The organism is Rhodospirillaceae bacterium, assembly GCA_002728255.1.
Classification (GTDB): domain Bacteria; phylum Pseudomonadota; class Alphaproteobacteria; order UBA7887; family UBA7887.
Genome location: PBWV01000031.1, coordinates 1 through 13,544, shown reverse-complemented (window position 1 = coordinate 13,544; position 13,544 = coordinate 1). Strand labels below are relative to the sequence as shown.

Below are 13,544 nucleotides of genomic sequence, written 5' to 3'. Positions count from 1 at the left end.
ACCGTAATATATATGCATTAAAATTGACGAAAAAACTGACCCTGAACCAGTCGTGGCCATCTGTCTCGTTCCAAACCTCAAAACAGACGCACCTGGTATTAAATGGGCTGTGCATGTATTAGTTCAAAAGTTAGACCTAACTGCAGCATTAAATTGGCCTCCATCTCTAGTTTAAGAACTCAATATGAATAAGCACATCAGCGTCACTGGGGCAAAGGAACATAATTTAAAAAACATAAGCGTCAATGTCCCCCGAAATAGCCTCACCATCATTACCGGGCTCTCAGGGTCAGGAAAATCATCACTGGCTTTCGACACGATATATGCAGAGGGACAACGCCGATATGTCGAGAGCCTTTCTGCTTACGCCCGTCAATTTCTTGAACTAATGGAAAAACCAGACGTTGAATCCATAGAAGGCCTGTCACCAGCTATTGCTATTGACCAAAAAACTACCTCGCGAAATCCCCGTTCGACCGTTGGAACAGTGACAGAAATATATGACTATATGAGACTATTGTATGCCCGGGTTGGGATCCCATTCTCCCCAGCAACTGGGCTCCCCATTGAAAGCCAAAGTGTTAGCCAAATGGTTGACCGCTTGATGGCTCTACCAGAGGGAACGAGATTATATCTCCTAGCGCCCATTGTTAGGGGCAGAAAAGGAGAACACCGTAAAACAATTTCGTTACTTATGAAACGTGGGTTTCAACGGGTTCGGATTGATGGTGAGATATACAACATAAACGACACCCCTGATATTGAAAAAAATAGGAAGCACGACATAGAGGTTGTCGTTGACCGCGTTATCATTCGCGACGGCCTCAACTCACGATTAGCTGATAGCATTGAAACAGGACTTAGTCTGAGCGAAGGCATTCTCTTCGCTGACATTCTAGAAGCCAAAGAGCGCTTAACGTTCTCTTCAAAGTTTGCTTGTCCAATCTCAGGCTTTACGATCGCCGAAATCGAACCTCGGCTTTTCTCATTCAACAACCCATTCGGAGCATGCCCCATATGCGATGGAATTGGAACCATAACATACTTTGACCCCTTGCTTGTAGTGCCTGACGAAAAACTAAGCCTGCGGCAAGGGGCCATAGAACCCTGGGCTAATAGCTCCAGCAAATATTACCAACAAGCCCTTGAGGGCGTCGCTGGACACTACAAATTCAGTATGAATGTCCCTTTTGGTGACCTGCAAAAAAAAGAACAGGACATTATTTTGCAAGGATCCTCTTCTGAAGTCCTTTCAATAACCTACGATGACGGCACCCACAGCTATACAACCCGGCGGCCCTTTGAGGGCGTAATACCTAACCTACAGAGGCGATTTAATGAAGCTTCAAATAACTGGGTGCGGGACGATTTGATACGATTTCAGCGCAAATTTTCCTGCACAGAGTGCAACGGCTTCCGGTTAAAGCCTGAAACTCTATCGATAAAGATCGGCGGGAAGCATATTGGTGAAATAAGCAACTTATCCATTTCCGCGGCCGCCAAGTGGTTTTCTTCGCTTCACAGAAAGTTAACCCCAAAGCAAAAACAGATAGCACAACGAATTCTGAGGGAGATAAACCTCCGGTTAGGATTTTTGGTTAATGTTGGACTGGACTATCTTACGTTATCTCGAAACTCAGGCACCTTATCAGGCGGCGAAAGCCAAAGAATCCGCCTAGCCTCTCAAATTGGGTCAGGCCTAACGGGCGTACTTTATGTCTTAGATGAACCGTCAATAGGACTACACCAACGGGATAACGCCCGACTATTAATGACCCTCAAGGACCTAAGGGACCTTGGTAACACTGTAATCGTCGTAGAACATGATGAAGAAGCAATACTTGCCGCGGATCATATTATAGATATGGGCCAAGGAGCAGGGGAAAACGGTGGAACGGTAGTCGCCGAGGGTACGCCCTCCCAAATTTCCACTCATAAGAATAGTTTGACAGGCAAATACCTATCCGGACGTACCCGCATTCCTGTCCCTGAACATCGCCGGTCCGCTAAAATGGGAAGCACTGGACCACAATACATTACATTAGGCGAGGCTAGCGCGAATAATCTCCAAGGTATAACTGTGAAATTCCCCGTGGGAACCTTTATATGTGTCACAGGAGTGTCTGGCAGCGGAAAATCGTCTTTGGTAGTGGACACCCTATACCCTGCTGTAGCTCGCAGAGTAAACAAAGGGCGAGCTACAGCAGAACCACACTCCTATATCAAAGGCCTGGAACTACTCGATAAAGCTGTGGAGATAGATCAATCCCCTATAGGAAGAACTCCGCGCTCCAATCCCGCTACATATACAGGTTGTTTTACACCTATCAGGGAATGGTTTTCTGGGCTTCCAGAATCGGGTGCACGGGGCTACAAACCGGGTCGATTTTCTTTCAACGTGAAGGGCGGCCGTTGTGAGTCATGCCAAGGGGAAGGTGTAATAAAAGTGGAGATGCACTTTCTTCCGGACGTATACGTAACTTGTGATTCGTGCCGAGGCGCTCGATATAATAGGGAGACCCTGGAAATTGAGTACCGGGGAAAATCGATATCTAATGTCTTAGAAATGACGGTAGATGAGGCGGCGGCATTCTTTCGTGTGGTTCCAAGCATTCGAGATAAACTTGTTACACTTCAAAAAGTTGGCCTTGGCTATATTAAAGTTGGACAACCAGCGACAACCCTCTCTGGCGGCGAAGCCCAAAGAGTTAAACTAGCAAAGGAACTTTCAAGAAGGAGCACTGGAAAAACTCTCTATATCCTTGACGAACCAACTACCGGCCTACACTTTGAAGATGTTCGGAAACTGTTGGAAGTTCTGCATGCCCTTGTTGAAGCTGGAAACACCATGGTGGTCATTGAGCATAACTTGGAGATAATAAAAACTGCTGACTGGGTAATTGATCTTGGGCCAGACGGAGGCGACGGTGGCGGCAAGATAGTAGCTTGTGGCCCACCCGAGAAGATATGCAAATCTCGTGCAAGTTACACGGGCCAGTTTCTGGCAAAACTGCTTAATGCAAAAAGCGCTTGAATAAATAACCATCTCATAACTATGTCTTTTTGGAGAGCGCTACGCTGATGAGGCTTGAGCCCCTGATTCAAGCTTTGGTAAATCGGCTGCGTTCGCAATAAGGGAAAAACTTTTCCGGCGAACATCCTCATCGTACACCCAGGCGACAAGAGCCATCTCGTCAATAGCCATTTCCGCTCCTAAGCATTTAAGTTGCTCCATCACCTTGGATGGAGTTCCAATAAATGCCGTCGCCCTGTCCCTTTCTAATCGTTCGCGTTCCCGCCCATCATACTCTTGCTGCAAAGCAACTTCCGGAGGCTCAATTGGCAAAAAGAGGCCCCGCTCCCTAAAAATTTTCCATTTGGCTCGAGAGCTATAATGAAATTGTGCTTCTTCCTCTGTTTCAGCAGCAAACGCCCAAACGCAAAGCCCAACATATGGTTCCTGACATAGATTGCTGGGCTGGAAACTGCGACGATAAATCTCCACCGCTTCAGCTGCGCCTCGGCCATCACTAAAAAACCAAGCAAAGCAGTAGGGGAGACCAAAATGTGCGGCGATTTGCGCGCCATAATTGGAGCTGCCTAAAATCCACACCTCCGGAGCGGTATCACCTTTAGGGAATGCCTCGAGGGCACCAAATGGGTGCTTATCAATCAATGGACCGCCCGTTACCCAAGCGACCAAGTCCCTAACGTCTGAAGGAAATTGGGCTGGCCGCTCGTTTGCCAACGGATTCAGGGCAAATGCTGTCCGTCCATCTGACCCTGGTGCCCGCCCAAGCCCAAGATCGATGCGCCCTGGAGCAAGAGAATCTAAAACTCTAAATTGTTCCGCAACCTTGAAGGCCGAATAATGAGGCAACATTATACCGGCACTCCCCACGCGTATTGTTTTCGTCTTGCTAGCAATTGCAGCCATAAGGATCTCTGGAGCTGTCCCCACAATGGTTTGGTTATTATGATGTTCAGAAACCCAGAATCTATTGTAACCAAGCGCTTCACAGTGCACAGCTAAATCAACAGCATTGGTAATCGTCTCTCGATTTGGCCGATCCAAAGCAGCAATAGCTTGTTCCAATACAGAAATACGCAACAAGAAATCTCCTCATAAACTAAACATTGTGACAGGGAAGACCCCAGCCTACCCTAACATTGAGAATTCAACTTTTGAATCTCCGGCAAAATTTCATCAATCAATATATTAGTTTGTTCCAGAACGTCCGGGTCACCCGATGCTATCGGGCGTAAAATAAATTTTGAAGCACCCGCGTCGACATATTGAACAAGGCGCGTCACAATATCTTGAGCATTTCCTACAACAAATATGTCATTGGGGTCCCGTCCAAGCCTGTCCCGCACTAATTGTGCCGACTGCTCAACAACAGGGTCAGCCCATGCCCCAAACCTGTAACTAAAGCTTGCTCCATAATGATCTTCATCTATTTCCCGGCCTTCCTTGTGGAGGGCTTCTTTAATGGCGGCAATAGTTTTCCCAACCTGAAATGGCGTCTCGAAACCTGCTTGCCAACCCGTACCGAATCTGGCCGTCCTCTGCACAGCGGCCGGACTGGATCCACCAATCCACATAGGCAGAAGCCGCTGGACGGGCCTTGGACTTATGGAGACGGATTGGTAGTTATAAAAACGTCCCCGAAAGGTGACTTCATCTTCGGTCCATAATTTACGCAAAATATGCAGCCCTTCATTTGTCCGTTGACCTCGACCCTTTGTTGACAATGAGGTGGCGAGCCATTCTGGAGCCCGGATATTGCCGATCCCGAAAGCTGGAAGCAGCCGGCCACTGCTAAGTGCATCTATAGTAGCGCACTGTTTTGCAAGCAAAAGAGGGTCCCTGAGAGCTAGGGAAACTACGTTCATGCCAAACTTTATGCGTTTTGTCGCACCCGCTATGCCAGCCATCGTGACAACTGTTTCAAGCATAGGTTTTCGGGATATTAGGCGATCCGTCTGCCACAGCGAATCAACTCCTCCCTCCTCACAAGCAGCAACCCAGTCCCAAAAATAGTTGCTGCTGGAGAATGGGTAATCTGATAGTCCTATACCAACAGCGACCGACATTTGAACCACCCTCGAGCCTAAAATATTATGCGGTTCAGAAAATATTAACTATTATTCTGGCCCACGCCCCGCCATGGCTTATAGCCTAGCAGAAAATTTAAATAAACTAAGCCTCAGGAAAGAAGGAAAAATAATGCACGAACGTGAAATTGAAATTACTACTCCTGATGGCCAAATGGACTTATTCATCTGTCATCCAGAGGAGAATGACCCATTTCCAGCAATAATTATATATATGGACGCGCCAGGCATTCGTGAGGAACTGCGGGATATGGCCAGGCGACTAGCCACTGTTGGTTATTATGTGATGCTGCCTAACTTGTATTATCGAAACGGTCGCGAAGGAAATTATGGCTTTGATCTTTCAAAAATACGTGTGAATGAGACGGAACGTGAGAAGATGTTTGAAGTGATGCGTACACTCACCAACGCCCGCGTTATCTCGGACACTAAGCCCTTACTGGCCCACATTGCCGCCGATGAGGCGGCGAGTAATGGGCCTGCTGGCTGCATAGGTTATTGCATGAGCGGGCAATTCGTGGTCTCGATAGCAGCCGCCTATGCTGCCCAATTTGCAGCAATAGCTTCCTTTTATGGCGTTGGGATAGTCACAGATGAAAAGGACTCTCCGCACCTAATGGCTGGAAATATAAAAGGCACATTATACCTTGGGTTTGCCTCGGACGACCCTTTTGTCCCCTCTTCTACTGTGAACTCCTTACCTCAAATTATGGCAGACGCGGGGGTGAAACACCGGGTGGAAGTCTATACTGACACGGAGCACGGATTCGCTTTCCCCCAACGTCCAGCGTATGTTAAAGCAGCCGGGGAACGGCACTGGGAAAGGCTTTTCTCCCTTTTTAGCAGAGAACTTAATGGATAAGCCTTTAATAGCCTCCATTGATACATCCAGTCATCTGCGGGTATAAAACACTATGTCGGACAGGACCGCATCGTCAGAGCTAGCAAAAGAGCTCACACTAGGGTTGCCCAGTAAACGGGGGCTGTATGACCCTGCCCTCGAAAAAGATTCCTGTGGGGTCGGCTTTATCTGCGACATTAAGGGTCGTCCAAGTCGGGAAATAATCGAATATGCTGAGCATATGAACTGCTGCATGATCCACCGTGGTGGCGTGGGTTACGAGAAAAATAGCGGTGACGGGGCAGGGATTTTGACCGGCCTACCCCATGAATTTCTTCAGGGAATTGCCCAACAGGAACTAGGCGTGGATTTACCAGAACCGAGTCATTATGGTGTGGGGCTCGTGTTTTTACCTCGCTCCCCAACTGAGCGGCTACGTTGCAAAGAAGTCATTGCAGATGAAATTAAGGCGGCCGGCCAACGACTGATAGGATGGCGCGAAGTTTCCGTGGATCCAGACGGAGCCGGAATCGGGAAAGCCGCCTTAGCCGCTATGCCTCACATCGAACAAATATTTGTTGGCGCAAATGGGGTTCACGGCAACTCTTTCGAAAGAGAACTCTACCTGATTCGAAAACATAGTACCCATCTCCTTAGAACAGATACAAAATTAACCGAAAGACAATTATTTTATGTCGTAAGCCTCTCGACAAAAATCATCATATACAAGGGCATGCTCACGCCCGAGCAAGTATTTCCCTTTTTTCCTGATCTTCAATCGAGAAATTATGAATCTCACCTTGCCATGGTACACTCGCGGTTTTCTACAAATACTTTCCCCTCTTGGGATAGAGCCCAACCCAACCGCTTTATGAGCCATAATGGGGAAATCAACACTCTTCTGGGCAATAAGAACTGGATGAATGCCCGACAGGGCACTATGGAAAGCGAGTATTTTGGTGACCGGTTAAGCAAGTTATTCCCCATTGTCGAACCCGAATGCTCCGACTCTGGTACCTTTGATAATGTTCTAGAGTTTTTATTGATGTCGGGCAGAACCTTGCAAGAAGCCATCTTAATGATGATACCTGAAGCCTGGCAGCAAGATCCAATAATGGACAAGGATAAACGCGCTTTTTATGAATACCAATCCTGCCTAATGGAGCCATGGGACGGCCCAGCATCCATAGCATTCACAGATGGGAATTACATCGGCGCTGTGCTGGATCGAAACGGATTACGTCCCTCCCGATTTTATATTACTGACGATCATAAATGCATAATGGCCTCTGAAGTTGGGGTGGTTGACATCGACCCAGCCAAGGTTATCAAAAAAGGCCGTTTGCAACCTGGAAAGATTTTCCTGATAGATTTTGAGGCGGGCAAGATGATCCCGGACCACGAAATCAAAGAACAGTGGGCCAACCAAAAGCCATACCATGAGTGGCTCACCAACCAACGGATTGAACTGGATAATCTCCCAACTGGACGACGCCACGAAAAATTTGATAAGGACACTTTGCTTACCCAGATGCAAGCATTTGGTTATACAACAGAAACCTTACAATTTATGTTGCAACCCCTTGTTACGGAACTTCGTGATCCACTTGGATCCATGGGCAATGATAGCGCACTAGCGATAATGTCTGACAAGCCGCGAATGCTGTATGACTACTTCAAGCAGCTTTTTGCCCAAGTGACTAATCCAGCAATCGACTCCATTCGTGAAGAAGTAGTGATGGCTCTCCAGTGTTATATTGGGCCGGAACAAAATCTTCTGGATTCCCGAGAACAAAATGCTCAACGCATGCAAGTTACACATCCAATCCTTTCGAATGAGTCCCTGACGGCACTAACCAATTTGAACTACCGTGGCTGGCATTCGCGTTCCATAGACATAACCTTTCCTCGAGGCACCGGCGAAGAAGGCCTCCTGCAAGAGCTGGATCGAATTTGCGATGAAGCCACATCTGCTATTGATGAAGGTATTCAAATAATCATTTTGACCGACCGAAATAACGGGCCTGACTCCGTTCCAATAAGTGCTCTTTGTGCCGTTGGAGCAGTGCACCATCACTTGGTTAGGTCACACCTTCGCACCCGCGTTGGCATCATTGTTGAAACTGGCGAAGCTAGAGAAGTTCACCACCACTGCCTTTTAATCGGGTATGGAGCCGATGCGATAAACCCTTATCTCGCTTTTGAAGCCCTATGGGACGCCAAAGCAAACAACTATCTAGATGACGCCGCTCACATAAATACCGACGATGACGTTGTCGCAGCCTATAAGAAAGGTGTTGCAAAGGGAATGCTCAAAGTTATGGCAAAAATGGGCATTTCTACTCTGCAATCGTATAAAGGGGCACAAATTTTTGAAGCCGTTGGCCTTGCTTCTGATGTGGTGCAACGATGCTTTGATGGAACAGCCAGCCGGGTTGAGGGCGCAGGTTTTGCCATCCTAGCTGAGGAAATGGAAAAGCGTCACACTCTCGCGTATCCACCGCGGAGCACGGTTCGGCTCCCAGTTCTGCAAAATCCTGGTGATTTTCATTGGAGGAGACACGGCGATACCCACATGTGGGATCCAAAATCTATTTCCCACTTGCAACTGGCTGCTCGGGGGAATGATGAATCCGAATACGTGAAATTTGCCGATCATGCAAATAATGAAAGCACGAGGAAGGCTACTCTTAGAGGGCTACTCCGCTTTAACTACGACGCAAATAAAGGACCGATTCCGCTTGAGGAAGTGGAATCAGAAAGAGAAATTCTTAAGCGATTTGTCACTGGAGCAATGAGTTTTGGATCGATCTCCCAGGAGGCTCACGAATCGTTGGCAATTGCGATGAATCGGGTTGGAGGAAAATCAAATACTGGTGAAGGCGGCGAAGATCCTAAGCGTTATATACCGCTGGACAACGGAGACTCAAAACGGTCGGCAATAAAACAAATAGCAAGTGGTCGATTTGGTGTAACTATTAATTATCTGAGCAATGCTGACGAACTCCAAATTAAAATTGTTCAGGGAGCAAAACCTGGTGAGGGAGGTGAACTTCCTGGAGGGAAAGTTGATGAGTACATAGCCTCACTCCGCCACTCCACGCCGGGAGTTGGCTTGATTAGTCCGCCGCCACACCATGACATCTACTCTATCGAAGATATTGCCCAACTCATTCACGATCTAAAGAACGCCAATCCTCGCGCCCGGATCAGCGTTAAACTAGGCGCGGCAATAGGAGTAGGCACCGTCGCAGCCGGCGTCGTTAAAGCGCGGGCCGACCATCTGGTTATTGCCGGGGACTCTGGTGGAACAGGTGCCTCACCTCTAACTTCGATCAAACATGCTGGAATTCCATGGGAGTTGGGTATTGCAGAAACTCATCAAACACTCGTCATGAACAATCTTCGTTCCAGAGTCACCCTACAGACGGATGGACAACTTAAAACAGGAAGAGACGTTGCAGTTGCGGCACTGCTAGGGGCCGAGGAATATAGCTTTGGCACTGGCCCTCTTGTGGCTCTTGGCTGTATCATGATGAGAAAATGTCACCTAAACACCTGCCCTGTGGGCATCGCAACGCAGGACCCAGAATTAAGAAAAAAATTCCAAGGGCAGCCTGACCACGTCATTAATTATTTCTTTATGATGGCCGCCGAGCTCAGAAAAATTATGTCCAGACTAGGCTTTAAAACTGTAAATGACATGATTGGTCGAACCGACGCTCTGCATATTGAAGATGCAGTCAACCACTGGAAAGCTGGAGGAATTGATCTATCAGCAGTTCTACAGCGGGCAACGCAGCCAACCAATTGTCTCGGGGTATATTGCATACATGGCCAAGACCATGGTCTCGAGAGTGCTCTTGATAACCAGCTCATTGAGCTTTCCGAAGCCGCCCTAGCTAATGGCACCCCCGTTAAAAAAGAACTATTGATCAAAAATACTGACCGCGTGGTGGGTGGGATGCTATCCAATCGGATTATCGAACGCGTTGGACCACAAATGCTACCCGAAGGCACAATTCACTTTAAATTTACTGGCAGTGCCGGACAAAGTCTTGGGGCCTGGCTCGCCAAAGGCGTCACATTAGAAGTTGAAGGCGATGCCAATGATTACGTTGGCAAAGGCCTCTCTGGCGGCCACCTGATCGTTTATCCCCCCAAGACCAGCACCTTCGTCGCTGAAGAACAAATATTGATCGGCAATGTTGGTTTGTACGGCGCCACCTCAGGAGAAGGGTATTTTCGAGGTATCGCCGCCGAGAGATTTTGCGTGCGGAACAGTGGCGCTCGCGCCGTAGTGGAAGGTGTAGGAGATCATGGTTGCGAATATATGACTGGCGGCCGAGTTGTCATACTTGGAAAAACGGGACGTAACTTTGCAGCCGGCATGAGTGGCGGGATAGCCTACATTCTGGACACAGACAACACCTTTGAAAGACACTGTAATCTTGAGATGGTTGCACTAGAACAGATTGCTGAGAATGATGACATTGTAGAACTACATGAACTAATAAAAAAACATGCGGACTATACGGGATCTACAGTAGCAAAAACTATTCTTGGTGAATGGAATTCCGCACTGAGTAAATTCATTAAAGTCATGCCTCTTGATTACAAAAGGGTCCTTGAACAAAAGAAAAATAGTAGTGTGATGGAAGCTCGCCGTGGGTAAAGTAACTGGATTCAAGGAGCACGACCGTTTAAGCGCCCCTTATAGGGACCCGTTGGAACGTTTGACAGATTTCGATGAAATCTACACAGACCATGATAGTGACCGCCTAGCAACACAGGCCTCCCGATGCATGGACTGCGGCGTACCATTTTGTCAATCACCAGATATAAATCCACTTAATGCAAGAAGCGGATGTCCCATACATAATTTAATACCAGAGTGGAATGACCTAGTTTACACTGGGCAATGGGAGGATGCACTTCATCGCCTCCACAAGACCAATAACTTTCCAGAGTTTACCGGACGCGTTTGTCCAGCACCCTGCGAAGGGTCATGTGTTTTGGGGATCAATTCCCCTGCGGTTACAATTAAGAACATAGAAATGGCGATAATTGACCGAGGGTTTCTTGAAGGTTGGGTTAAGCCTAACCCACCTAGCTCAAGAACGGAAAAACATGTGGCCATAGTTGGATCTGGCCCTGCCGGCCTTGCCGCTGCTGCGCAGCTCAATTCAGCAGGCCACCAAATAACCGTATATGAAAGGGAAGACCGCATTGGAGGTCTCCTTATGTACGGTATTCCCAATATGAAGCTTGATAAAAAAGAAGTGGTTAACCGCAGAGTTGAATTACTGCGACAGGAAGGAATTGAGTTCATTGTTAACGCTGATGTCGGCGACGGGACAAACGGCACGGTCGCTGTCTCAGATATTGCATCACAAACTGATGCCCTTCTGCTAACCACGGGCGCCACCGTACCCAGGGACCTCAAAATTCCAGGCAGAGAACTCAATGGAGTGCATTTTGCTATGGACTATTTAACCGCTAACACGAGAAGTCTCTTAAATTCGGATCTTCAGGACAACCAATACATAAATGCTGAGGGTAAAGATGTGATCGTAATAGGCGGCGGAGATACCGGCACTGACTGCCTGGGAACCTCATTACGTCACCGCTGTAACTCCTTGACTAATTTTGAACTGTTTCCGTCCCCCCCAGCCAATAGAGCCAATGATAATCCATGGCCCGTATGGCCTATCACATTCCAAGTTGACTATGGCCACGAGGAAGCAGCCGCGAAATACAACAAAGATCCGCGCGTGTATTCCATATCGACTACAGAGTTCACTGGGGACCCGAATGGGAATCTCACAGGTCTAAAAACTGTGGACATTGTGTTCAAAAATGGAGCGCTTCAAAAGGTGGATGGGACTGAAAAAATCTGGAAGGCCGACCTTGTATTTCTCTCGATGGGATTCTTAGGTCCTGAACACTACCTTTCAGAATCCCTAGGTCTAGAGCTAGATGAAAAAACGAATTATAAAGCAGATAAAGGGAGTTACCGCAGCTCAGCTAGTCATGTTTTCGTTGCTGGAGATTGCCGCAGCGGCCAATCTCTAGTCGTTCGTGCCATCAATGAAGGCCGCGAAGCTGCTCGGGAGATCGACCTATTCCTTATGGGTAGCACGGACCTACCCTAAATGCCCACCTAAATGTTAATGGAACTTTCTTTCCTATCTCCTTAGTCAGGGCGAAACTTAAGCTATATTTATGTCTCTATATTATCAAAAATCAAGTCCAGAGCACCCGGCCCGTATAACTCCTCTATTCCTGCTGGATCTGTGGTTTTACACTTATACGAAATACTGTGACTTATGGTAGCTTTCTGCTCCTTTGTATCCGTCTCATGGTTAATGTAATCCTTCACCAATACGGATGTCTGCCTATCAAACGATCGTTTATATTCCCAAGTAGTCCCCCGTATTGGGAGTGACCAATCAATTGCCATATCAGAAACAGTATATTTGGTTAACGTTATGATTCGAACTATCTTGTATTGTCCCAAGTATACCTCATGCACCTCCCCATCATGAAAAAAGTAAACAGTGTTTTTGCCATTCTCGGGATGTTCACAAATAATTCCTGTCCCCGCCACAGCATCCGCGTGCACCGGCGCTGCCCAAATTAAGAATGTAAGTGCTAAAATTAAAATTCTCATGAAGAAATGCTACCCCTCGCCCAGGAAGTATTCAATAAAGCTCTGTAATTACGCACCCTATACTCCGTAAAATGCCATCAAAGAAACGTGGTGCCCCCAGGGAGACTCGAACTCCCACGTCCATACGGACAACAGATTTTGAGTCTGCCGCGTCTACCAATTCCGCCACAGGGGCTCAGAAGGGCGTCCCGTAACACTCTTTTTTCGACACTAGAACGCTCCCGTGGCCATCTTATCTACAGCCACGTTAAATGGTCAATGCCACTTATAAGAGAATCCGCACCGCTTCGGATCTCCCACAAGCGCTGGCTCATGTTGCCAGACCCCCAATCCCTCCGCCAGTTAAGGAAGGATTCTCTTCCAGAAATTAATTAAATAGTTCACTACTCACAAAACAAAATCAGCTGTATGGTGAGCCCTCTACATAGGAAGTGCTCGCAAAGTGAAAACTAGAACCACTTGGTTAGACCGACTCTACCAACGGATCATTGGTTTGGCCTCACATCGCCATGCCAACTCCGCATTAGCGGGGGTCTCTTTCGCGGAAAGTTCGGTTTTCCCGATTCCGCCAGACATCATGCTTATACCAATGGTATTGGCGAGACCAAGAAAAGCTTTCTGGATTGCCACCGTTTGCACGGTCGCCTCGGTATTAGGCGGGGTACTAGGCTACTACATTGGGCACGAATTATACGATTTGGTTGGGAGACCGATAATCGAGTTTTATCACCAAACAGAAAAGTTCAATGGACTTCGAGACGAATACAATAAATGGGGAGCCTGGATCGTCTTCATAGCAGGCATAACCCCCATTCCCTATAAAGTATTTACCATAGCCAGTGGGGTCGCCAACCTCGATATATGGATATTTGTCTTAGCCTCGATTGTGTCTCGGGGACTCCGTTTCTTCGG

Annotated in this window: 8 protein-coding genes and 1 tRNA gene; 5 read left to right on the top strand and 4 right to left on the bottom strand. The window is 47.5% G+C overall.

Translation table 11 applies throughout. The features are described from left to right. Nucleotides 1-184: 184 nt before the first annotated feature. A complete protein-coding gene (locus CMM32_08090) occupies nucleotides 185-3,034 on the top strand; it encodes an excinuclease ABC subunit A (protein ID MBT06855.1) in 2,850 nt (949 codons plus the stop codon). A 39-nt stretch (nucleotides 3,035-3,073) separates the two neighbouring features. On the opposite strand, the gene CMM32_08085 is transcribed toward CMM32_08090, so the two are convergent. Together CMM32_08085 and CMM32_08080 are read right to left on the bottom strand one after the other, a co-directional pair. Then, a complete protein-coding gene (locus CMM32_08085; GenBank protein ID MBT06854.1) occupies nucleotides 3,074-4,111 on the bottom strand; it encodes an LLM class flavin-dependent oxidoreductase in 1,038 nt (345 codons plus the stop codon). Nucleotides 4,112-4,164: 53 nt separating this feature from the next. After that, the gene (locus tag CMM32_08080) at nucleotides 4,165-5,097 is read right to left on the bottom strand and encodes a hypothetical protein (protein ID MBT06853.1); all 933 of its coding nucleotides are present in this window, start codon (nucleotides 5,095-5,097) and stop codon (nucleotides 4,165-4,167) included. Nucleotides 5,098-5,230: 133 nt separating this feature from the next. Here CMM32_08080 and CMM32_08075 point away from each other — a divergent pair, with 133 nt between their 5' ends. The 3 genes from CMM32_08075 to gltD are packed head-to-tail and all read left to right on the top strand — an operon-like array spanning nucleotide 5,231 to nucleotide 12,114. Then, nucleotides 5,231-5,980 (top strand): hydrolase, encoded by a 750-nt coding sequence (locus CMM32_08075; protein ID MBT06852.1) that lies wholly within the window; start codon nucleotides 5,231-5,233, stop codon nucleotides 5,978-5,980. Between the two features lie 52 nt (nucleotides 5,981-6,032). Further along, nucleotides 6,033-10,634 (top strand): glutamate synthase large subunit, encoded by a 4,602-nt coding sequence (locus CMM32_08070; GenBank protein ID MBT06851.1) that lies wholly within the window; start codon nucleotides 6,033-6,035, stop codon nucleotides 10,632-10,634. Further along, complete coding sequence (gene gltD, locus CMM32_08065) at nucleotides 10,627-12,114, top strand: glutamate synthase (GenBank protein MBT06850.1); 1,488 nt, start codon at nucleotides 10,627-10,629, stop codon at nucleotides 12,112-12,114. The genes CMM32_08070 and gltD overlap by 8 nt, the downstream gene beginning before the upstream one ends. 68 nt (nucleotides 12,115-12,182) lie before the next feature. On the opposite strand, the gene CMM32_08060 is transcribed toward gltD, so the two are convergent. After that, nucleotides 12,183-12,632: a hypothetical protein gene (locus CMM32_08060; GenBank protein MBT06849.1), complete on the bottom strand. Its 450-nt coding sequence runs from the start codon at nucleotides 12,630-12,632 to the stop codon at nucleotides 12,183-12,185. 88 nt (nucleotides 12,633-12,720) lie between these two features. Next, nucleotides 12,721-12,807, bottom strand: a tRNA-Leu gene (locus tag CMM32_08055). A 267-nt stretch (nucleotides 12,808-13,074) separates the two neighbouring features. Here CMM32_08055 and CMM32_08050 point away from each other — a divergent pair. Next, nucleotides 13,075-13,544, top strand: a 470-nt coding sequence (locus tag CMM32_08050) for a cytochrome B (GenBank protein ID MBT06848.1), incomplete at its 3' end; no start/stop codon positions are given.